This is a genomic window from Prosthecobacter fluviatilis, from assembly GCF_055388355.1.
In genome coordinates this window covers 79,887-102,190 of the sequence record NZ_AP043782.1, presented here as the reverse complement: position 1 = coordinate 102,190, position 22,304 = coordinate 79,887, and the positions used below count along the sequence as shown (strand labels likewise).

Genomic DNA, 22,304 nt, shown 5'->3' with positions numbered 1-22,304 from the left:
CCCCGCTCCGGGAAGACAGCCCCCGGAGAGGGATCGTCCCGATCCCTCCACGCTCCGCCACACCCACCAGCGCCGCACCCTCCAGAACGAGGGATCAAGATGATCCCCCTCCGCCAGAACAGGCCCACGGTCGCCGGGAAGACAGCCCCCGGAGAGGGATCGTCCCGATCCCTCCACGCTCCGCCACACCCACCAGCCCCGCACCCTCCAGAACGAGGGATCAAGATGATCCCCCTCCGCCAGAAGCCGACCCCGAGGACGACACCGCCCCGCAAGACCACGCAGACGACAGGCCCTGGTACATGCCCCGCATCACCGCCCAAGACCTGCCACCGCAGGATCACAATGAGGACGCACACGCCCCAACCCTCAAACCCTGGGAAAACACCACCCGCAGCTCCGGCTTCGATGATGCGCCTCCCGCAGCCTCCAGCACCCGCAGCAGCGGCTTTCCCCCTTCCACGCAAGACCTCCGCGACGACTTCCACGCCCCCACCTCAGACTCTCCCAGCAGAGAAGCCCCGGCGCAAGACCACAGCACCGCCCTGCCCCGAGGCCGCATCTTTGAAAAACGCAGCGCTCCAGAGTCGTTTTTGAGGCAGCAACTGGGCAGGAATGCCAGCGGCCCCTCTTCACAACAACGCCTTCAGGGATCCCATCAAGTGCTTGCCGCGCAACAGCAGGCGCGTGGGGCCAATCCCCCGACTAAGGGCGGTGCGCCCGCAGCACAGCCTCAAGCCCTGGCTCAAGCTCAGCGTCCAGCCGCCGCTCCTGCACAAGCTGCTCCCGCAGCCCCTCACTCCCCCGCCGGAAGCGGCTGGGTAGATCAAGCCGGGCAGCACCCATACAAGATTCATGAGGCAGATGAGAATGCGGAGATTGTCCGCACCGCCGACGCCTCGGCACCTCCTCCGCAAAAGGGCGCTAAATTTGGAGAGCACGCCCGCTCAGTCATCAATGCAGCACTTGAGAATTCTCCCACTGCCAGAGCTGTGCTCAATAAAGCGCGTGAACTTTCGGGAAAGGATGTGGTCATCCACTCAACAACCGCTACCAACGCCCAACCGTATATCGGTCTCGACGGCACCATCCACATCTATGTGAATCCTAACACGCTCCTGCCCGGGACGCTCGCCCATGAAACGGCTCATGCCATTCAAAATTGGTATCAGCAAGCAGCGAAAAGAGGCGCTGCCCCCCCGACAGACCAAGAATTGGATGATGCCAAGCTGCGGGGAAGGCAAGAGCTGCATAAGATCGCGCCGGTGACGTATATTGACCCCAGGAGCAAGCCCGAGGACGACACCAGCGATCACGAACCTCGTAGCAAATCCACGGAAAATGAAGCGATGCGCATCGCCAACATCGTCAATGCCGAGATCAGCGCCGCGAAAGTAAAGGCGAAGATGGAAGCCTTCAAAAAAGAACGGCCGGAAGAGTTTGAAACGATGCTCAAAGATCCCAAAAAAATGGCCGAATCTGTTGCCCAATCATTTTGGTTCGAGCAGAAAAAGCTCGAAGCCATTTCTCACCAGACCGATATGCATGTCCCCATGCGTGAAAGTACTCTCTATGGGAAGGAAGGCGGCCTCAAGCACGTGCTTGAGATGCTGGGATATGGGGTGACTGAGAGCCATATAAAGAACGCAGCTCCCATCAGGCATCGCTATGCTCCACCCACTCCACCCAGGTAAAAAGCTCTGCCTCCACAGCGCCTTCATGCAGCGCCTCTCCCGGCGTACCCTGCCTCTTTTTGGAATCTCACTGCATCATCATTTCTTCCCCGCACTCCGAGCCAGCACACGTTCGACGGCACTGCGTGCGGTGGCAGAGGCGGGCTGGGTTTCTTTGACGTCGTCGGCTTTCAGGCTGGCCTCCAGGCGCGTGAAAAGCGCGACGACTTCTTCATCCGGCGTAGCGCCAATGCTTTGCGCGACATCGGCGGCGCGCTGGGCCATCTCCCTGCGCACCGCAGGATAGGCCGCACTGTGAGGCCAGAGTTTGAGCAGCGTGCGCAGCACGGCCTGCTGCTCCTGCGCACTCAGTGCAGTTCCTTTGGCAGGCAGTGGATCGGCAGGCCGCCCCAGCCAGCGCACGCTCAGCAGCAGCTCAGGATCATGCCCGGACCAGAGGTAGAGGGAGAATCTGAGAGACTGCAGATCCTTGTCATCCACAGCGGCGGCTGCTCCTGCGAGCGCGGCGCACTGCCAGGCGGGATCGCGCTGGAGGTTTCCCCAGAGTTCGAGGGGTTCAATGGCCCAGTAACGTGTCAAGAGATCGGTGCTCTGGAGCAAGGGAAGTGAGGACGAGATGGCAGGAGCGGCGGCGGCGGGCCCCATGCGCTCCAAAGCGCGCAGGATGTGGCGGTTCAGCGTGTTGTCTCCGTCTTTGAAATGCTGCACCAGCGCCGGGACCACGAGGGGCACCACACTGGGGCCAAGCTGCCCCAGAGCCTCCGCAGCGATATGCTGGGAGAAGTTGCCCAAATGCCCGAGCCCCTGCGTGTCTGGATCATCAAGCACCGCCAGCAGATCCCTGGCAGCAGGCGCAGCCGCCGGGCCCAACTGGCCGAGCGCGACAACGGCGCAGAGCCTGCACTCCTCGTTTTTCTTCTTTAGAAATGGCAGCAGTGCAGGCAGCGCCACAGGTGCCGCAGACGGTCCCATACAGCCGAGAGAATCGATGACCGTGCAAGGCAGATAGGGCTCCTTGCTCTGCAGCAGCGGCAGCAGGGCACGGGCCACCGTGGGCGCGGCTTCATCCCCCACAGCGGTCAGGGCTCTCGCGGCAAGAGCCTGCACCATGGGCTTGCTTTCGTCCTTCAGGAGCGGCAGCAGATCCTTCAGGTAGGGCACGAGCCTGGGCCCCACCTTCTGCAGGCAGACCACCACCGCCTCCCGCACGTATCTTTCAGGGTCTGTGAGCAGGGGCAGAATGAAAGGGATGCCCTCGCTGTAGAGCCCCTCCCCCGGACCTCCGTAGATGAGCAGATACATGGCATCGTGCCGCGCGCTCCACGCGGGGGTCTTGGCCGGGAAAACGTCCTGCGGCCCGGAGTCCTTCGCTTTGAGCAGGCTCAGCAGCGCCTTGCGGCAGGCGCCCTCCTCGCGGTCCATGTTTCGCAGAGCCTGGACAGTGCTGAGGACAACGCCAAAGTCGTCATCCTGCAGCAGCGGGACGAGGGCGCTGACCATCTCCTCTGTGGCCAGCGGCCCAGCCTGACCGAGCGCCTTGACGGCACTCTCACGCTCATAGAAGTGCGGATCATGCAGCTGCGTGAGCAGTTCCTTCACTCTCTCCGGCGCGATCTTCTCCGGCGCTTTTTTCCCAGCCTCTGCGCCCTCAGGCGGAGCTGGATCGCGCTCCTTCTCGGCTGCTCCCGCGCCGCCGGGTGTGGGCGTTGGGCTCAGTTGCTCCAGCGCTTTCGCCGCCCTTTTTTTGATCTCCTCATCCGGGCTTTGCAGCAGCGGCTCCAGGTCCTTCGCGGTGAGCAAGCCATCGCCCCAGTGTTTCCAGGTGATATGCTGCACCGCCAGAGAGCGGAGGAGTGGAGAGGCATCCGCCAGCGCAGCGCGCAGCCCCGCCGCCTGCCATGGCTGAGGCCGGGCGCTCTGCTTTTCTTCAGGGGTGGGAAAGTATTCCTGGGCTGCGGCAATGCACTGCAAGGCAAGCATCGCGCAGACCACCCAGCATACTCTGCCAGCACGACCCCTGAAAAGAAAAGACATGCCGTCAATTACACCACTCCCATGGCGCTTTGAGCAAGGTTTTTTTGCAGGCAGCAGAAAGCCAGAGCCGCCCCGCCGCCGTGAACCTGCCGGACGAAGCCTCTCCATCCTCCCGCCTGAAAACCAAGAACCAAGAACCAAGAACCAAGAACCAAGAACCAAGAACCAAGAACCAAGAACCAAGAACCAAGAACATATATCATTTCCTACCACACCTCGGTATTTTCACACTTGCATCCCCAGATCCAGGCCCAAGCTTTTCCGCATGGCCTTCATCTTCTCCACCTGCCGCCCACGCGTGGTCTGGCAGACACCTCCGGCCCGCTCTCCACACGCCCCGCCACGCCAATAGGCCGCCCGCGCCCTTACACCGATCCCGAGGACGATCAGGACACCGCCCACGCACCCGCGCTTGACTCCGAACATGAGAACGACACCCGCTCCCGGTTGAAATTGAAATGTTTGAGCTTCATGTATCTACAAAATGCCTGGCATGAATGGCAAGCCTGACGGCATCTTTTTGCGGTCAAATCGACAGCCTCACGTAAAGCATATCATACCACATTTTGGTATTTTTAATTTGCATTCCTGAATCTGGGCCCAATTATTTTATCATGTCCTTTCTTTTTGCCTCCTCCCACCTCCCTGAAACCCGAGTCCAGCGTCCTGAAGATGAAGAGGAGGATGACGTGCAGCCCATGCTGCACAGTGGCGGCGTGCGCGCCTTCAGCCACCTGCCGGCGAAAAGAGTGGCCGCAGATCCCGCCGGGCAGGGGCCGCTCTCCCAGCGCGGTGCGCGGGCCCTCGGCCACCCGTTCCAGCGCACTGAGACCGAGGACGCGGCCACGCCCCATGAAGACGGCATCGCAGCCGCCAAGGCCAGCGGCGTTTTCGATGCCGTCCGCCAGCAATTCAACCGCGACGACTCCCCCCACTTCATGGATGAGGACGGCAACCTCCGCCCGCGTGATGAGGCCCACCAGCAGGACTCCCCTTCCCCCCGTGACCTTCGCAGCCTGCAGTTCGGTGCCGGAGCGCCACCCCGACCCGCGTGGAGCGCCGGGTACGCTGCCGGTGCCGATTCCAGCCGCAGCCCCCGCACCTCTTATTCTGCGTCCGATGATACCAGACCTTGGTATATGCCACCCATCACCCCCGAGGATCTCGATTCTCAGCACCTCGGTGATGATGACGCCGCCGGTTCCCATTCCGCCATCAACGGCATGCCGGAACTCAATAACCTCATGTATCGCACCCCCGGTGCATCCACGCCCAAGCCCGGGCTTCAAGATCTCGTGCACCGCTTCAACGGCAACCCCGAGGAGGCGGGCGATCACCGCAGCGACTATTTCCATAGTGCGGCAGCAGCAGCCGATGCGAGGGGGCGCCTCACGCAGCATAGCAACTCCTATGGAGCCGCTCCCGACAACCGTGGCAATGCCGGCAACTCCAGCTTCGGCAGCCCGTTGGCATCCACAGCTCCAAGCTCCCCGCCGCTGACCACCCAAGATGTCTTGGACTTGGCAGACAAATCAGAGCTGGGCGCTGCGAAGCGACAATTCAAAGCCCTTCTGGCAGAGCAGCAAAGAATCTCAAAAGAGCTCGCTGATGCCAGACAGGTGCTGCAAGCCAATCAAGACAACATCAAGAGCCTCGAAGAACTTCGACTGGTTCTCAAAGGTGCCAAGAAAGGGTATGAGCGCGGAAAGAAGCCGCTCCCAAAACCCGCAAGAGAAATCCTTGAAGACATCATGAAGAAAACAGGCGCCGATCCCGCTGCACAGATCGAAAGGCTGGAGCAGATGATCAGGGAATCCGAAGCTCGGACGGCTGAAAACGAGAGGGCGATCCAGCAGGCCGAAGAAGCCTATCGCCAGGCGCTTAAAGCGACTCAAGATGCGGGTCAGCGGATGCGGACCCTTGAAGAGCAAAAAAATCGGCCACCCGTACCGCCCCCTGCCCCAGCACCCGTGCCATCGCCGTCCCCCACGCAGCAGTACAAGCTGCCAACACAGCCTTGGACGTGACTGACAGCCTGAAGCCAGGTGGAAGGGGGAAAGATGAAGCACCCTGCACCTGGCCCACTTTGGACACTGTTAAACGTTGCTGGCACTCCCCCTGACACTAAGAATTACAAAGCACCCCAACGTTTGTTTTAGGTCAGAAACCTCGTGACGTTCCTATGTGCGCGGTTCATCATGGCATGCCATCACGTACCTGACCCCGCGCCTACCATGAAACCGCTTCTGTCCTCAGCGCTCTCCTTTGTCCTGCTATTTTATACCATGGGTACGGAGCCCGCGCGCGCGGCGGAGGGCGGCGAGAAGAAGGCAGGCCAGAACAGCCCTGCAGCAGTGGCTGATGAGAAAGCCTTCGCGGCTGCGGAGGCTCTGTACGCGGAGGCCAAATTCGTCGAGGCGGAGAAGGCCGCGCAGGCGCTGGTGGCGGCGCGCACGCAGGCGCTGGGCGCGGAGGCCCGGGAAACACTGCGCGTGCGCCTCCTGCTGGCGGAGTCCCTGCGCATGCTGGGCAAGATGGCGGAGTCTGAAAAGCAATTGCGCGAACTGCTGCCGGTGGTGACGAAAGTCTTCGGAGCGGAGGATCGCGAGACGCTGCGCTGCCAGTCCGCCATGATCGCGGCCATCGGCAGCCAAGGAAGGAACGAGGAGGCCGAAGAGGGGTTGCGCAGCCTCATTGCCACCGCGACACGGGTGCTCGGAGCTGAGGATCCCGTCACTCTGGTGGCGCGCCGGCGTCAGGCTGAGGGCTGGCACTTCCAGGGAAAACAAAAGGAGGCCGAAGCGGACCTGCGCGAGAGGCTGGTCATTTACGAGCACAAGCTTGGAGCCGAGGACAGGGAGACACTGCGCTGCCAGTACCATCTCATCCGAGTCTTGTCTGCGCAGAACAAATATGCTGAAGTCGTGGAGCTATGCCGCAGGCTGCTCCCCGTGGAGACGAAGGTGCTCGGAGCTGAGCACGAGGAAACGCTGTCTTGCCAGAATCATCTCATCCAAGCCCTGACGGCCCAGGACAAGCACGCCGAAGTGGAGGCGCAGTGCCGCAGCCTGCTGCCACTTCAGATCAAGGTGCTCGGCGCGGAAAACACCGACATTTTGGCAACACGCATACGTCTGGCCTTCGCCTTGAGACAGCAGGACAAATGGGCGGCAGCCGAGGCGGAATACCGCCTGCTGCTCCCACTGCAGCTCAAGGTTCTCGGCACGGATAACAAGGAAGTGGTGGACACCCGCGGCGGGCTGGCTCTCTCCCTGCGCCATCAGGAAAAACTGGCGGAGGCCGAGGCGGAATATCGTGAGTTTCTGCGGCTCTGCGAACGCGTGCTCCGTCCGGATGACTGGTCCATGCTCCACCTTTACGAGCTGGAAGATTTCATCAAAACCCTCAACAAGAAGGACAAAAAGACGCTGGCTGTCAAGTGGAGCCGTCGGCTGACCGACCTGCACACGAAGCTGTGCGGCCCCGAGGACAGATTTACTTTGTACCAGCGCGACTTCGGGGTCCGCACCCTGACGGACGCGGGAAAACTGACGGAAGCCGAAGCGGAGTGCCGCCTGCTGCTGCCCATTTACGCACGGGTGTTTGGCCCGGAGTCCAAGGATGCGTTGGATGAGCGCATGACCCTTTCCAAAATCCTGCACGAGCAGAAACGGTACGCAGCGGCGGAAAAGGAGTGCCGCCAGGTGCTGGACATCGCTTCGCACGTGTACGGTGCCGCAGATAAGTTCACCTTGGGCCATGTCATGCTGCTGATCATATGGCTCGAGAGGGTGGAACTGGCTGCGGATGAAGCCAATCTGCGGCTGGTGGACCGGAACAAGGATCTGGCAGTCCTGCTGCGCCAGTACCTGCCCGCCTTCATCACGGCCTATGGCAAAGGCCACAGCAAGGTTCTGAACCTCCAGAGCACATTCATCACCACGCTGATGGAGCTGCGCCAGTTCGCGGAGGCGGAGAAGGAATGCCGCAGCCTCGTGGCCGATGCAATCCGCGCGCTCGGGCCAGAGGCCAAACAGACCCTGAAGGCACGCGGCATTCTGGCGAGCCTGTTCGATCAACTCGGCAGAAAACCGGAGGCCGAGAAGGAATACCGCGAGGTGCTGGCTCTCTCCGAACATGCGCTCGGCGCTGAGAGTACGGACACGCTGGAAACCTGCCACCGCCTGGCCCTGTGCCTGGTCAGGCAGAAGAAAGAAAAGGAGGCCCTGAAGTACGCCCAGCGCGCCTACGCAGGCCGCCTGAAGGTGCTGGGCCGGGACCACAAAGACACACGCGAGGCCAATGAACTGGTGGAGCGACTGACCAAGCCCGAGACGAAGGCGTGAGCCGCAGCCCTGGGCAAAATGGCTGCAGCTGTTTTCTTTTTTTTGCGGAAGTCGCTGGATGGACTGGCGGAGGGGCACCGCAAAAGGGGCGGTGCCGGGCGGCCTAGGCCTTGGGCGCCTTCACCCGCAGGTAGCGCATGCCCCACACATGGTCTGGCGAGGCGGCCTCGGGGCGGTCCAGCGTGCCGGTGCTGCCTTTGAGCTCCATCTTCCACTGCCCAAACCCCTCCACGGTGAGGGTCAGCCTGTCCCCCTTCGAGTTCGCCTTCCAGAGGCCGGTGTGCGGTATTTTAGGATTGGCCAGGTCGTTGATGCTGACGGTGCCGTCCGGATGAAAATGCAGCTCGCCATGGGCGGGACCGACAGAGCCGTCCGGCCGCTCGGTGGCGTGGTAGGTCCACTGCGGGGGCATGGGGGAGAGGGTGGCCGCGGCCCCCTTCCCGGCATCGTTCTCCGCACGCGCCGCGCCCGGCTCCGCCCTGGCCTTGAGGTAGCGCGTGCCGACGGGGCGCACCAGTTCGGCCTCGTTGCCATATATCCTCATCTCGCAGGTTTCCCCGCCTTTTTCACCTTCGAGAATCACGCTGAGCACATTCGCCCGGCTGGTGGCCGACCACCTGCCCGGCGTGGAGTCATTGACGTTGCCCAGGACCAGCGTGCCGTCCGGTTTCATGTCCATGAAGCCATTGTCCACCTGCCTTTCCGGCTTCAAGTGGTAGGACCAGTGCATGGGAAACGGACTGGCGGGCGCTGCTGCGGCGACACCTCCACCCGCATTGATCTCCGCACGCACCTTCCCCAGCTCCGCCACCACCTCCAGACTGCCGCCCTCCTTGCCGTTGAGCATGGCCTCGATGCGCGCCACCGCCGCCTTCTGCGCGGAATCCAGCGCCTTCACACGGGCGGCATCGTAGAGCTTGAAGATGTTCGCCGCGCTGGCCTGCGGCTTCAGCACCGGCTCTCCCGCCAGCTTGGCCTTGAGCTGCTGCTGCAGTTCCTCCGCCCCTGCGGTGTCACCGGCTTTCACCAGCGCGGCAATGAGCGGCACGGTGGCCTTTTCCAGCGTCTCGTTCACCTTCACCAGCGCCGCCGCCGAGGCTTTGCGGTAGTCTTCGGCGATCTTCGCCGGCGTATCCGCCAGCACGGAGGAAACGGTGACCAGCAGGAGAGTGGCGCGGAGGAGGAGGCGTTTCATAGGCGCAGGGTGATGAATGAAGGGGGCGTGTGGGAAAATGAGCAGTGCTGGGCGGACTAGGCCTGGGGGGCTTTGATCCGCATGTAGCGGCGGCTCACGCCGGGGCAGTCCATCGTGGCGGTGGAGCCCTTGACCTCCATCTGCCACACGCCTTCGTCGCCTTTCAGGTAATCCATTTTGATGGTGATTTTGTCGCCTTTTTTGTTCGACTTCCACTGTCCTGGCTTCGGCGTCTTGTCCTTGCCCCGGTCCAGCATGATGACCGTGCCATCCGGCTTGAAATGCATCTCCCCGTAGACCACGCCCACGGAGCCGTCCGGCTTCTCCGTGACATGATAGGTCCACACTTCCGGCAGCTGGGTGGCGCTGCCAGCGCTCCTGCTGAGCTCAATCTCCTCCCGCACCTTCGCCAACTCCGTGACGACATCCAGCTTCCGTCCTTCGCTGCTGCCCAGCATGGCATCAATCCGGGAGATGGCGGCCTTCTGCACGGGCTCCAGGGCTTTCAAGCGTGCGGCGTCGTAGCTGAGAAAGAGCACGGCAGCCGCCTCCTGCGGCTTTAGCACGGGCTCCCCGGCCAGCTTGCTTTTCAGCTGCTCACGCAGAGCCTCGGCACCTGCACCATCCCCCGCTTTGACGAGATCCGCGATGAGAGGCACGGTGGCCTTTTCCAGCGTTTCATTCACGCGCTCCAGCGCCTTGGCGGCCTGCTTCTGGTAGTCTGCCGCGATCTTGGCCGCAGTGTCTGCCAGAGCACCGGTGGTCAGCAGGAGCACCGCAGCGGCGGCCAGAAAGAAGAGGAAGTGGGGGCGTGGATGCTTCATGGGAATTGAAATGTGGCGGGTGGATGCTTCAAGCACGAAAGTTTTCAGGGCGCGGAGGCAGCCTTGAGGTGGCGTTTGCCTATGTCGGGGCGGTCAATGGTGCCGCTCTTGTCATCGTAGGTCATTTTCCACACCGCCCCTTTCCAGGTGAGATGCAGGCTGTTTTTACCGGCCTGCACCCAGCCGCCTCTCTGCGTGCCATACCTTGATTTCGGATCCGCATCGATCAGGGACCAAGTGCCATCCGGATTGAAAATCAGATCTCCCATGCTCGGGCTGGCGGCGTTGCGGTGGTACGTCCACCGCAGCGGGAGCGGCGCGGCTGTGACGGGCGTGTCCGCATCGATCTCCGTGCGAAGCTTGCCCAGCGCGGCGAGGGTGTCGAGCTTCGCACCGGCGGGTGTTTGAAGCATGGCATCGATGCGGGCAATGCTGGCTTTCTGCACTACGGCGATGGCCTTGGCCCGGGCCTGATCATACTGCACGAAGAGCTTCATCAGGCCGGCATTCTGGCTGCGCACGAGTTCACCTGCTGTCTTGGCACGCACCTCCTGGGTGATCTGCTGCGCGCCAGCGGCGTCCCCCTGCTGTAAAAGCCTGGCAGCCAGAGGCGCGGCAGACTGCTCCAGTTTCTCATTCACCCGCTGCACCGCCTGCGCGGACTGCAGGTGGTAGTCCGCCGCGATGATGGCCGGCGTATCCGCCAGCACGGTGGAAACGGTGACCAGCAGGAGAGTGGCGCGGAGGAGGAGGCGTTTCATAGGCGCAGGGAAGAAGAAACCGTGGATGGCTGCAGGATGATTTGAAGTGTCGGGGGAACTGTAAAACGCGCTGAAAAAAGCGGACGGGCGGCTCTCTTCGTCATTCCTTGGCGGTCAGAAAACGATCGCCGACGGCGCGCTTCATCACGGCGTTTTTGTCTGTGATGATCATCTCGAATTCCTCCCTCTCGCCCGGAGGGGTCAGCGTGATTTTCAAGACGTTGTTCTTCGTTCTCTCCCACAGCCCGGGACTGCCCGCAGGCCTCTTGGGATTGCCCACCATGTAAGGCGTCCCATCGGCTTTCAGAGTATTGAGAGCCAGCGTTCCGTCCGCACTCAGCAGGAGCTCCCCGACCAGCCGCGATTTGTCGATTCCGGTGTAGTAATTCCAGGCCATGGGAATGGCCGGAGGCGCGGGAGCGGCCTTTCCCGCCTCGATCTCCGCACGCACCTTCCCCAGCTCCGCCACCACCTCCAGACTGCCGCCCTCTTTGCTGTTGAGCATGGCCTCGATGCGCGCCACCGCCGCCTTCTGCGCGGGCTCCAGCGCCTTGCCACGCGCCTGGTCATACTGTGCAAAGAGCAGCGTGGCGCTGGCATGCGGCGTGGGCACGGGCTCGCCGGCGGTCTTGGCCTTGAGCTGCCCGGTGAGCTGCTCCGCCCCTGCGGTATCCCCGGCTTTGATGAGCGCGGCGATCAGCGGCGTGGTGGCTTTTTCCAGCGTGTCATTGAGCTTCACCAGCGCCGCGGCGGACTGCTTGTGGTAGTCCTCGGAGATCTTGGCCGGGCTGTCTGCCAGCGCGGCGGTGGAGGCGAAAGAGACCAGCAGGAGCAGGGAGAGAAAAAAGCGGTGGCTCATGGGAGTGGGCGGAGCATGACACCCATGTGCGACCCAGTTCAAGCAATTAGCTTTCTCTTTTTCCTAGGCTGGAACCGTAACCGGCACCCAGACGCCGACGCATGCGCCCCAGCGCCCCCCTCCACCCAGGCTGCGGCACGCCCATGCTGGGCATGACGGGCGGCGCGGGGCGGTGGCGCTCAGTCGGTCAGGGCGGCGGCGGTCTTTTGGGCGGTGCCCAGCATCTCGGCCTCCAGCTGCAGGATCTGGGCGGCCTTTTCCTCGCCCACCATCAGTCCGAAAAGCTTTTCCGTGAGCACTCGCTCCGTCTGGTAGTCCACGCCAAACTCCTTGATGCCCTTCATGCCCGCCGCGCGCTGCCGGCGGTGCGCCTCAAAGAGCCGCTCCTCGCGGTCGCGGATGGCCTTCAGCAGATCCGCCTGCGTGGCGGAGTCCAGCTGCATGGAGTCAAACAGCCGCTGGTAGCGCGGCGTGCGCTCCTGCATGAGGACATCGAGCATGAGCTTTTTCAGCTTCGGGTTCATGGCCCGGGCGTTTTGGGCCATCACATCGTCCATGCCCGCGCGGCGCTCCTGCTGCTGCTGCAGCTGCTGCGCTTTCTGGGCGTTGCGCGCCGCCATGAGGGAGGGGCGTCTGGCGGCCTCCGCGCTGCTGCCACTGCCCGCAGGCGGGGCGGCAGGCGGCCGGGCCTGCGGTGGCTGCAGCAGCAGGAGGCCCAGCAGCAATGCCGCTAGGAGTACCGGGATGGCAAGTTTCATGACCGTTTGATGGGAGGTGGGGGGGGAAAGAAAGCCCTGGCGGCACCGGCTGCAAGATCAGGCCGCGCCCCGGGCCAGGAGTCTAGTAATAGCACACGCAGGGATTGCTGAAACACACGGGGCATACCGACGCGCACACGCAGGGATTGCTGAAACACACGGGACATACCGACACGCACACGCAGGGATTGCTGAAACACACCGGGCATACCGACACGCACACGCAGGGGTTGCTGTAGCACACCGGGCACACTGTCACGCACACGCAGGGGTCGCTGTAGCACACCGGGCACACCGTCACGCAGGTGCAGGGGTCGTTGCCACACACGGTGCAGGCCATCAGGCAGGGGCCGGTGTTTTCAGCCAGGTGCGCCTTCAGCGCCTGGGTCGCCTGGTCCAGCACATTGAGCGCCGCTGCGGCTGCGAGGATGTCGTTCGCATCCGTCATCTGCTCCATGGCATCGTGCAGCTCCCACCAGGCATACTCCTGAAAGGCGATGACGTTTTCCAGGTCCGAAGTCGGCCCGCACCAGGCCTCAGCCCGGGCCGCCCCCGGCTGCAGCAGCCCGGCCATCAGAGCCAGCAGCAGCAGCAGGCGCACCCAGCTGCCGAGCCACGTTTTCCCGCCCGATGGCGCCCCGCCCCCAGCTTTCTCAAAAACGGATTGGCGAGCATTTGTGCAAGTCTTCTTCATAGTCGTTTGGATGATGTACTTTTTGCCCTGGCCTTATTCTGACCAAGCCTGTTTCTGTATTTTTCCGTATTTTGCATTTAAGCATAATCATAAGCTTAAAGTCAAAACAAACTAAGCCCACAGCCTAAACCATCCTCAGATGAATATGGATTTACCCAACCCCTGCCCCCATATGAAAGGCACCGGCAGTGAGGCATCGCGGGAGTGAAGCCCGGCACGCAGGGCCGCATCCAGCGCGCCCGGAGCCGGGCGCCCCGCCGCCCGCGCGGCCGCGTCACCACGGCTGCAGCAGTCGCATTCCTGTCACTTCCTACCATTTCCGGGTATCGTTTTTCTTGCATCCGCAGATCACGGGCCAAGACTTCCCCCATGTCCTTTCTTTTTGCCTCCTCCCACCTCCCTGAAACCCGGGCCCGGCGTCCTGATGAATGGGAGGACGAGGATGAGGACACGCAGCCCATGCAGCACAGCGGCGGCGTCCGCGCCTTCAGCCACCTGCCGGCGAAAAGATTGGCGGCAGATCCTGCCGGGGCCAGCGGCCTGAGGAGAGGGATCGTCCCGATCCCTCCACACACCGCCGCACCCACCAGCGCCGCGCCCTCCAGAATGCGGGATCAGGATGATCCCCCTCCGCCGGAGCAGGCCCTCGGCCGCCCGTTCCAGCGCACGGAAACCCAGGACGCGGCCACGCCCCCTGGAGACGGCATGGCCGCCGCCAAGGCCAGCGGCGTCTTTGAGGCCGTCCGCCAGCAGCTCAACCACGACGACTCCCCGCACTTCATGGATGAAGACGGCAACCTCCGCCCGCGTGATGTGGCCCGCCAGCAGGACTCCCCTTCCCCCCGTGACCCTCGCAGCCTGCAGTCCGGAGCCGGAGCGCCACCCCGCCCGACGTGGAGCGCCGCACACGCTGCCGCTGCGAATTCCAGCCGCAGCCCCCGCACCCCATCGCCTGCGTCCGATGATACCAGACCTTGGTATACGCCGCCCATCACCCCCGAGGATCTCGATCCTCAGCACTTTGATGATGATGACGCCGCCGGTTCTCATTCCGCCCCCAAAGGCAGGCCGGGGGCACATGACCTCGTGTACCGCTTCCACGGCAGGCCGGAGGAGGCGAAGGAACACAACAGAGGCTTCTACCAGAATGTGGCTGATACGTCGAATACGAAGGCGCAGCTGCCAGATTCTGCTGCCACACCTTCAGCGAGCCCGGCAAAATCCACGAAGAGACACTCCAAAGACAGGCCTCTCGGATACAGAGAGAAAAAAGCACCACCGCCACCCCGGATGGTCTTTGATGAAGTCGGCCCTTCATTTTATGGGAATCCCGCAGACTTGTCCTCACAAGCCAGCGCCATGGGGCTTGATTATGCAAAGCAAGCCAATCCCACCCTCGCTCAGGTTCGGGAAAGAACCCGGAGCCTGGGAACAGGAGACATCTACGTCTATAGCGGCCACGGGGGGCGTGTGGGCGATGAAGCCTTTCTTGCTGCCCATGGAAAAGCGGACTCAAGCAAGCAGGAGGTTCCCATATCCTATGATCGAAAAAGCATTTGGGGAGACTCTTACAAGCAGGCGGGCACAGGTTATTCGGTCGGGCAGTTGAAAGACGACATCGCTCAAAGCGCCCAGGGTGCGCCCATGATGGTTTTTGTCAGCGGCTGCGTGGTGAGCGCCAAGGACATGTCCAAGCTCACGGATGCCGGGGTGCCCATGGTGGTCTCTGCAGGAGGAAAGGCCGGGGAGCGGGATGCCCCCATTCAGATGAAAACCTTCATGGATGTCTTGACAAAAGGCGGCACAATCAACGAGGCTCTGAAAGCCGTGAATGAAATCGTTGACAGGGACAACCGAAGCAAGCTCGACGAAGATGACATGCAGAAGCCCTTCACTGCCGTGTTCAAGGACGGCATCACTGGCGACTGCACCCTCGAAGACCTGCGCAGGCACAATGCCCGGATCAATGACGAGCGGAAAGCCGGCATGAAGAAAGCGGGGGCGCCCGTGCCATGAAGCGCCACCTGCTTCAATTCGGCGCACCTTTGCTCCTCGTCATCGGGATGTGGGCCGTCGGCTGGCTGCCGCTGCGCTGGAGCGATCCCGCCGCCGATCAAAGCCGTGCAGCGGCATCTTATGAAAAAGGCCTGAGCAGCCAAAAGGGCGGCACCACCACCGAGGCGCTGCGCTGGTTCCGCCAGGCTGCCGACCTGGGGCACGCAGGTGCGCAGGCCAAGGTGGGCACGGCCTATGCCACCGGCGCCGGATTGCCCGAGGACCCCGCAGAGGCGCTGCGCTGGTGGCGCAAAGCCGCCGCCCAAGGCGATGCTGAAGGCCAGTATGGGCTCGCACTGGCACAGCTCTCCGGCACCCTGGTCCCGCAGGACAAGGAGGCCGCAGTGAAGCTGCTGCAACAGGCCGCCGCCCAGGACTTTGCCCCGGCCCAGCACCGGCTGGCAGAGTGCTGCCTCCATGGCGATGGCCTGACCGAGACCCCCGCCGAGGCCGTGCGCTGGTACCGCCGCGCCGCTGAAAACGGGCATGCCGGGGCGCAGGTGGAATTCGGCTTCATCTGCAAACGCGGACTCTGGGGAGCGCCGCAGGACGCTGCACAGGCCGTGCAATGGTTTCAAAAAGCCGCCGCGCAAGATGATGCCAGGGCGCAGTATCAGCTCGGCAAGTGCTACGCAGACGGCACCGGTGTGCCAGAGGATCTGGCGGAGGCCATGAAATGGTGCCTCCTGGCCTCTTCCACCTTCGGCAACGACGCCACCCAGTGGATCGAGACTCACGAAAAAGATCTCACTGCCGGGCAGTACGCGGAAGCCCGCGCCCGGGCGCAGGCCTTCCGTGCGCAGCCGCAGAGAAAGTGACATGCAGGAGGCCAGGCCGACGCAGCCCGGAACGCAGCCGCACGGCAGACAAATCTCGCGCCACAGCCCGCCAGCAACGGACCATGAGGCCGCGGATGACAGGCCTTCGCCGCATGCCACCCATCCGCCCGGCCGCCCTCCGAAAACCAATGTCTATTTTTTCATACCACTCTTTGGTATTATTGAGTTTGCATTCCCAAATCCGGCCCAGGACTCCCCCCATGTCCTTTCTTTCTGCCTCCTCCCACCTCCCTGAAACCCGGGCCCGGCGTCCTGATGAATGGGAGGACGAGGATGAGGACGCGCAGCCCATGCAGCACAGCGGCGGCGTCCGCGCCTTCAGCCACCTGGCCCAGCGCGCACATGCCCGGAAAGACTTCGAAGGCCCGCTCTCCACACGCCCCGCCATACCCGTCGGCCGCCGCCCATACATCGAGCCTGAGCACGACCATGCAAAATGCCTGGCATGAATGGCCACTGATCTCGGTGGAGGCCCTGTGGCGAGCTCATCCGCTGCCAGGTGAGAACAAGGCGCTGCACCTCATGCTGCTGGTGCAGCTCAGCCCGCGTCTGAAGTCACTGCGGCCTCGCATCCTGGTCCCGATGCCGGAAGGGCCGGACAAGTCACGGGCTGCCGGCTTCCTCGACCACATCGCCACAGATGTCCAGTCCGCCCGCGAGAAGTTCATCCTCCGGCCCGGTGCTCCATAAAGGCGCATAAAGCCCGTTGCATGGGCACTGCCTCATCATCGTCTCACCTCTTCCCATTCCCCCGCGCCAGCGCGCTCTGCACGGCAGCACGCGCCTTGGCGGAGGCGGGCTGGGTTTCTTTGACGGCATCCGCCTTCAGCAGTTCATCCATCTTCATCAGCAGCTCCGCCACCTTCGCCTCCGGCGCGGCGCTGAGGCTCTGCGCCACCTGCGCGGTGCGCCCGGCCATCTCCTGCCGCAACGCTGGAAACGGAGCACTGTGCGGCCAGAGAGTGAGCAGCATGCCCAGCACGGCCTGCTGCTCTGCGGCGCTGAGGGCTGCGTCCTTCGCGGGCATGGGATCGGCGGCAGGCCTGCCCAGCCAGCGCACGCTCAGCAGCAGCATGTCATCGTTCCCGGACCAGAGGTGGAGGTGAAAGCGCAGCTCCTGCGTGTCTGCCTCCTTGGAAAACCCCAGGGCGGCGGCCAGCGCGGCGCACTGCCAGGCCGGGCTCTGTTTCAGCGGGGCGGTGGAGTCGAGAGCCTCCATCACGTAAGACCTCACCGTGGCATCCTCATGCCGGAGCAGCGGCAGCAGGGCCTGGCCGACTTGCGGCGCGGCGGTTTTGCCGATCGTCCGGAGAGCGTTGAGAGCGTCCAGCGGCAGGCCGGCATCATACATGTCCATGCCTTGCGGATTGTGCGAGTTGTCGCGCAGCAGTTGCGGCAGGGCCTGCACCAGCACGGGCAGGCTCTGCGGGCCCAGGCTTGCCAGCGTGCCCAGCGTCCTGGACTTCACCACCCCGGCGGAATCCTGCAGCAGCGGCAGCAGGGCGGCGGCGTACGGCACGGCAGCGGCGCCCATGTCCTGCATGGCAAAGACCATGCGCACTTTCACCGTGGGATCTGGATCATTGACCAGAGTGAGCAGCGCGGGCATCACCACGGGCGCGGCGGCGGGCCCCAGGTTTGCCAGCGCGTCGATCAGCCTGTATTTCGCCTCGCCCTCCATTTGCGGCAGCAGCGGCAGCAGCGCCCTGGCCACCACGGGCGCGTCCTTCTGCGGCGCGGCCCCCAGGGCCTCCAGAGCATGCAGGCGCACGCGTTCGTTGGCGTCCTGCAGCAGCGGCAGCAGCTCCTGCGCGTAGTTGGGGACTTTTTCGCTCATGCCGCAGAGCAGCCCGGCTGCCGTGGTCTTGTGATAGTCCACCTCGTCCTGGCGCAGCACGGCCAGCATGGCCTGAAAGGCCGCCGGCTCCCCGCCCCGGCCTGCCTGCTGAAGCGCCGCCACCACCTGCAGCGGCAGCTCTGCCGCAGAGACACCGACGCCGCCCCAGCCGTCCGCGTCTCGCGCCACCTCAGGCGCATGCATGGGGCCGCCGGGCTGCTGCAGCAGCGGCAGCAGCTCCGGGAGCAGCGCGGGCGTGGCCTCCGGGCCCATGGCCTTCACCGCCATGAAGGCGTGGTGCCGCACCATGCTGCTGGGGTCTCTGAGCAGCGGCAGCACGGCCTGCAGGTAGGTGGTGGTGTCGCGGCCCAGCGATTCCAGCGCCATCAGAGCCCGGCTTCTCACGGAGCTGTCGCCATCTTTCAGCAGCTCCACCAGCGCGGCGGAGGCGGCGGGTATTTTCTGCCGGGCCATGTCTTCCAGCGCATACACAGCGCTTCTCTTCGCCTCACTGCTGAGGCTGGCAAAGACGGACTGCAGCGCAGGCACCACGGCGGCCGCCTCGTTCAGCCCTGCACCGGACAGCGCATGCATGGCGCAGATGCGCAGGGACTCGGCGCTGCGGCTGTCCGTGAGGTGGTGCAGGAAATCTTTCGCATAGGGTGCGGCGGCCGCTCCCCAGTCATGGAAAACATCTGATGCCACATACCGCACATTCCCTTCAGGGTCATTCAGCAGCGGCAGCAGTGCAGGCAGCACCACGGCTGCGGCATCCGCGCCGGGGCCTGCGTCATTGAGCGTCTCCACCGCCAGCCGCCGCGCCCCGGCATCCGGGCTTTTCAGCAGGAGCAGCAGCGCACTGCGACACGCGGTGGTCTCATGCCCCGTCTTCAGCAGCGCGGCGGCGGCGCCGCATGCCGTGTGAAAATCCGCCTCCTGCAGCAGCGGCCGCAGGGCGCTGATGACCTGCGGCGCAGTCTGGGCCCCGTCCTGCGCCAGCCCCGCGATGGCGGCGCTGCGTGCGGCATCATCCGCAGCGCGAAGCTGCGGAATCAGCGCACTGACACGCTCCGCAGTGAGCGGCGGGGGCGCCGGCGGCACGTATTTTTTCAGCGCCTCCGCCACGCTTTCAGGAGCCGCCTCCTTCAGGTCTGACAGGGCACGCTGCGCATCGTAGCGGACAGAGTCATCCGCATCCTGCAGCAGCGGCTGCAGGAGTGGCACGGCCAGCGCTGCGCCAGCCTTTCCCGTGCTGCCCAGCACCCGCGCGGCGTGGCACCTCAGCATGCTCTGCCTCCTGAAGCTCTCGTCAGCAGGTGAGGAGGGAAGCGGCCCAAAGGGGTCGGGTGCGGCAGCCGCAGGCGCGGGCGGCGGAGCAGGCTTTGCAGCCACGCCCGCTGCCGTGCCAGCATCGGCGGCCAGCAGCAGAGGCTGCATCAAGGAGACCACCAAAGGCGCATCCACACGCCCGAGGCTGCCCAGCGCATCCCTCGCAGCGGTCCACACCGAGCTGCTTTCATCGTTCAGCAGCGGCACCAGGTCTTTCGCAAAAGGCACCGCCTCACGGCCCATCTGCCCCAGCGCCTCCACCGCAGATCTTCGGACCCACTCATTTTCGTCCTGCAGCAGCGGCACCACGTCCCCCGCACAGGGCGTCCCCGCCGCGCTGAACTGCGCCAGCCCCGCCAGCGCCTCGCAGCGGGAACCGATCTCCGGGCTCTGCACCATGGCCCTCAGCTCCTCGATCTTGAGGAATCGCGGAGCCCAGCTCTTCCATACCAGCTCCCTCACCGCCAGTCCGCGCACCGTCGGCGAAGGATCTGCCAGCGCCGCACGCAGCGCGCGCTCCTGCCACGGCAGCGGCGGGGGCGGGGGCGGGAGGCGCCTCTCCTCGGGCGGCGCATCAGAGCCCTGCGCCGCCGCAGGCCCCCGTCTGAGGCAGAGCAGCGCCGCCACGCCGAGCAGCGCCGCCACACCGCACACCACCCGAAACGCCCTGCCAGAAAATACCACGGAGATAAAAGACATGCCGCCGATTTCACCACCCGCACACCATGCAGGCAAGGCTTTTGTGCCCAGGCACACGCCGCCCCCCCTCGCTCCCTCAGCACACCCAGCCATGCGCGGCATCCCTCGCAGCAAAGTGCGCAGGCCTGCATGAAATGAGAATCCGCGCGGCAGGGGCGGACGTTGAATGGGCAGACTCATCACCTTGCACCCACCTCCCATGAAACGCCCTTTCTCCGCCGCCCTGCATGCCCTGCGCCGCCGCCCGCTGTCCTCCAGCCTCGCGGCGGTGGTTTTGGCGGGCGTGGTTTTCGGCAGCCAGTCCTGCGCCTCCTCCTCGCGCAAAAGCTACCCCACCACGCCCTACCACACCGTGGTTTCAGAGGGGCGGCTTTCCATCCGCGAGTATCCGGCGCTCAAAATCGCCCGCACGAGCGGCGCGGAAAATGGCGGCAGCTTCATGCGCCTCTTCCGCTACATCGGCGGGGCCAATGAGACGAAAGAAAAGATCTCCATGACCACCCCCGTGCTCATGGAAAAGAGCACCATGAGCTTTGTGCTGCCGGAGAGCCACCAGAAGCAGGCCCCGCGCGCCGGAGACTCCGCCGTGGAGATCACCACCCTGCCCGCCCGCAAACTCGCGGTGTGCTCCTACAGCGGCAAGCCCGAAGGCCCCGGCCGCGAAAAAGCCCTGGAAGAACTCCGCACCTGGCTGCGCACCCGCAAGCTCGCCTGGACCGAGGAGCCCGTCTTCGCCGTTTACGACGGCCCCTTCACCCTCCCCGCCATGCGCCTGAATGAGGTGATGCTGCCGCTCAAACCCTGACGCCCGCAGGCCCAGGCTCGTTCACTTCTTCGAAGAAGCCGACGGCGCAAACCTGAGGCCTTCGACAAACTCATTCGTCTTGAAAAACTCCGCGCTGGTCACCGGCTTCCCACCGACGGTCAGGTTCTCAAAGGTCAGATCTCGGATGCGCGCATTCTTCTGCCCCCAGAGCATCTGCGGCTCGCCCAGCACGCTGGGCGCGGCGATGGAGATGTTTTGGAAGAGCACGCCCGAGATGTCGCCCTTGCTGTGGCCGCCGTCGCCATAGGGCTTGGGCACGTTCAGGCAGATGAAAAACTGCTGCAGCGTCGGGCGCGGGTCCGTGATGCGGATGTTGCGAAAGACCACGCCGGGGCCTCCGGCTTCATCGTTCTCGCCGCGCGCATTGAAGACACGCCCGCCGCTCCAGCGGTGCCATTTGGCGCGGGAGTAGATCACGTCGCAGTCCTCCACCATGAGCCTGCGCTCCGGGATGCTGCTCAGTACAAAGGAGGAGCCGTTCGCGTCATTCCACAGCACACAGCGGCGGATGCCGCGCCCGTTCACATACAGCGAGTCGTCCTGGGTGCGGATGAAGCAGTCCTCGATCAGCGTGTTGCCAAAAGGGTTGATGCCATCGCCGTTCGCCCGCCAGGTGAAAATCTTGGTCCACTGCACCTTGTTCGGATGCCCCTCGGTGTAGCGGTTGATGAGCATGACCGAGTGCGAGGCCGAGTCGGCGACAGTGATCCCCTCCACCTGCGTGTCCTCGGCTCCGAAGATCTCCACCGGCTTTCGGCTGATGTTTTTCTGCCCCAGGGAAAACAGGCCCAGCGCACTCTCATGCTTGATCCGCGCACCGGAGAGCGTCCCATGGCCGAAGATGCGGATGTTGTGGCCGTCCTTCCATTCCGGATTGCAAAACGTGCCGTACACCATCGCATCTCCCGGTATGTAATACCGGCGGCTGGCATGCACCGGAAACGCCGCCCCGATGTCATGCACCCCCGGCAGAAAGTAGAGCGTGCTCCACCCGCCCTCCGCCGGCGGTTTCTCTCCGGGCTTCACCGTGCGCACCCCGGGGCCGTCCGGGCTCGGCTTGTCCGCCAGCGGTGGATTGGCAAAGACCGAGACCGTGTGGATCGGCGGCCCTTCGTAGCCTTTGCCCGTGTCCTGCCCGTCCATCTGCCCGTCGATGTCCACCGCCACCAGGCAGGGCCTGTCCAGCTTCACCAGCGCCCTGCCCTCCTTCACAGCGCACGCGGAGGCATTGCGCTCCGGATGCACCGCCGCACTGCGGATCGGCTGGCCATTGGCGCGGCTGATCTCCACCTCCACCGCGCCGGAGGTTTCAAAGTTCACGTAGCTGTGAGTCCAGCCCGCCAGGGTGTCAAAGTAGGCCTCCTCCGTCTTGCACTCCGTCTGCCACACAAAGGCGCTTTTCCATTCACCGCCGACAGCCCGCACGCGCACCCGGTAGTGCTCAGACGCCGCAAGCCCCGGCACCGGCGGATAGACCACCAGATCATCGCCCGCATGCAGCAGGAAAAACGGTGCGAGCAGCAGGGCGGTGAGGGCGATGAATTTCACGGGTGG

General features: G+C 64.0%; 18 protein-coding genes. 8 read left to right on the top strand and 10 right to left on the bottom strand.

What is annotated here, in order from left to right; translation table 11 throughout:
* Nucleotides 1-302 precede the first annotated feature (302 nt).
* Nucleotides 303-1,694 (top strand): hypothetical protein, encoded by a 1,392-nt coding sequence (locus ACZ5WW_RS00395; RefSeq protein WP_377171232.1) that lies wholly within the window; start codon nt 303-305, stop codon nt 1,692-1,694.
* Between the two features lie 78 nt (nt 1,695-1,772).
* Here ACZ5WW_RS00395 and ACZ5WW_RS00390 read toward each other — a convergent pair whose 3' ends face one another.
* Together ACZ5WW_RS00390 and ACZ5WW_RS00385 are read right to left on the bottom strand one after the other, a co-directional pair.
* Nucleotides 1,773-3,728, bottom strand: a complete 1,956-nt coding sequence (locus ACZ5WW_RS00390) for a HEAT repeat domain-containing protein (RefSeq protein WP_377171234.1) — start codon at nt 3,726-3,728, stop codon at nt 1,773-1,775.
* Between the two features lie 575 nt (nt 3,729-4,303).
* A complete protein-coding gene (locus ACZ5WW_RS00385; protein ID WP_377171236.1) occupies nt 4,304-4,708 on the bottom strand; it encodes a hypothetical protein in 405 nt (134 codons plus the stop codon).
* Between the two features lie 159 nt (nt 4,709-4,867).
* Between ACZ5WW_RS00385 and ACZ5WW_RS00380 the strand changes: the two genes are divergently transcribed.
* Both ACZ5WW_RS00380 and ACZ5WW_RS00375 read left to right on the top strand, forming a co-directional pair.
* The gene (locus tag ACZ5WW_RS00380) at nt 4,868-5,755 is read left to right on the top strand and encodes a hypothetical protein (protein ID WP_377171238.1); all 888 of its coding nucleotides are present in this window, start codon (nt 4,868-4,870) and stop codon (nt 5,753-5,755) included.
* A gap of 207 nt (nt 5,756-5,962) precedes the next feature.
* Entirely contained in the window at nt 5,963-8,074 is a 2,112-nt protein-coding gene (locus ACZ5WW_RS00375; protein WP_377171240.1) for a tetratricopeptide repeat protein, read from the top strand.
* A 103-nt stretch (nt 8,075-8,177) separates the two neighbouring features.
* Here ACZ5WW_RS00375 and ACZ5WW_RS00370 read toward each other — a convergent pair whose 3' ends face one another.
* From ACZ5WW_RS00370 to ACZ5WW_RS00345, 6 genes are all read right to left on the bottom strand, one after another.
* The gene (locus tag ACZ5WW_RS00370) at nt 8,178-9,269 is read right to left on the bottom strand and encodes a hypothetical protein (protein ID WP_377171242.1); all 1,092 of its coding nucleotides are present in this window, start codon (nt 9,267-9,269) and stop codon (nt 8,178-8,180) included.
* Nucleotides 9,270-9,325: 56 nt separating this feature from the next.
* Complete coding sequence (locus ACZ5WW_RS00365) at nt 9,326-10,093, bottom strand: hypothetical protein (RefSeq protein WP_377171243.1); 768 nt, start codon at nt 10,091-10,093, stop codon at nt 9,326-9,328.
* A gap of 44 nt (nt 10,094-10,137) precedes the next feature.
* A complete protein-coding gene (locus ACZ5WW_RS00360; protein ID WP_377171245.1) occupies nt 10,138-10,854 on the bottom strand; it encodes a hypothetical protein in 717 nt (238 codons plus the stop codon).
* A gap of 100 nt (nt 10,855-10,954) precedes the next feature.
* Complete coding sequence (locus ACZ5WW_RS00355; RefSeq protein ID WP_377171247.1) at nt 10,955-11,713, bottom strand: hypothetical protein; 759 nt, start codon at nt 11,711-11,713, stop codon at nt 10,955-10,957.
* Between the two features lie 179 nt (nt 11,714-11,892).
* Complete coding sequence (locus tag ACZ5WW_RS00350; RefSeq protein WP_377171249.1) at nt 11,893-12,471, bottom strand: hypothetical protein; 579 nt, start codon at nt 12,469-12,471, stop codon at nt 11,893-11,895.
* An 82-nt stretch (nt 12,472-12,553) separates the two neighbouring features.
* Nucleotides 12,554-13,165 carry a hypothetical protein gene (locus ACZ5WW_RS00345; RefSeq protein ID WP_377171251.1) on the bottom strand — a complete coding sequence of 204 codons (612 nt, stop codon included), beginning with the start codon at nt 13,163-13,165 and terminating at the stop codon, nt 12,554-12,556.
* A 369-nt stretch (nt 13,166-13,534) separates the two neighbouring features.
* Here ACZ5WW_RS00345 and ACZ5WW_RS00340 point away from each other — a divergent pair, with 369 nt between their 5' ends.
* From ACZ5WW_RS00340 to ACZ5WW_RS00325, 4 genes are all read left to right on the top strand, one after another.
* Nucleotides 13,535-15,181: a hypothetical protein gene (locus ACZ5WW_RS00340; RefSeq protein WP_377171253.1), complete on the top strand. Its 1,647-nt coding sequence runs from the start codon at nt 13,535-13,537 to the stop codon at nt 15,179-15,181.
* Nucleotides 15,178-16,038 (top strand): tetratricopeptide repeat protein, encoded by an 861-nt coding sequence (locus tag ACZ5WW_RS00335; RefSeq protein ID WP_377171255.1) that lies wholly within the window; start codon nt 15,178-15,180, stop codon nt 16,036-16,038. The genes ACZ5WW_RS00340 and ACZ5WW_RS00335 overlap by 4 nt, the downstream gene beginning before the upstream one ends.
* Before the next feature lie 221 nt (nt 16,039-16,259).
* Nucleotides 16,260-16,508: a hypothetical protein gene (locus ACZ5WW_RS00330; RefSeq protein WP_377171257.1), complete on the top strand. Its 249-nt coding sequence runs from the start codon at nt 16,260-16,262 to the stop codon at nt 16,506-16,508.
* Entirely contained in the window at nt 16,489-16,749 is a 261-nt protein-coding gene (locus tag ACZ5WW_RS00325; protein WP_377171259.1) for a hypothetical protein, read from the top strand. The genes ACZ5WW_RS00330 and ACZ5WW_RS00325 overlap by 20 nt, the downstream gene beginning before the upstream one ends.
* Before the next feature lie 43 nt (nt 16,750-16,792).
* On the opposite strand, the gene ACZ5WW_RS00320 is transcribed toward ACZ5WW_RS00325, so the two are convergent.
* Nucleotides 16,793-19,924: a HEAT repeat domain-containing protein gene (locus tag ACZ5WW_RS00320; RefSeq protein ID WP_377171261.1), complete on the bottom strand. Its 3,132-nt coding sequence runs from the start codon at nt 19,922-19,924 to the stop codon at nt 16,793-16,795.
* 199 nt (nt 19,925-20,123) lie between these two features.
* Between ACZ5WW_RS00320 and ACZ5WW_RS00315 the strand changes: the two genes are divergently transcribed.
* Nucleotides 20,124-20,729 (top strand): SOUL family heme-binding protein, encoded by a 606-nt coding sequence (locus tag ACZ5WW_RS00315; protein WP_377171263.1) that lies wholly within the window; start codon nt 20,124-20,126, stop codon nt 20,727-20,729.
* 21 nt (nt 20,730-20,750) lie between these two features.
* Here the strand turns inward: ACZ5WW_RS00315 and ACZ5WW_RS00310 are convergent, their stop codons facing one another.
* The gene (locus ACZ5WW_RS00310) at nt 20,751-22,298 is read right to left on the bottom strand and encodes a glycoside hydrolase family protein (RefSeq protein WP_377171265.1); all 1,548 of its coding nucleotides are present in this window, start codon (nt 22,296-22,298) and stop codon (nt 20,751-20,753) included.
* Between the last annotated feature and the right edge of the window lie 6 nt (nt 22,299-22,304).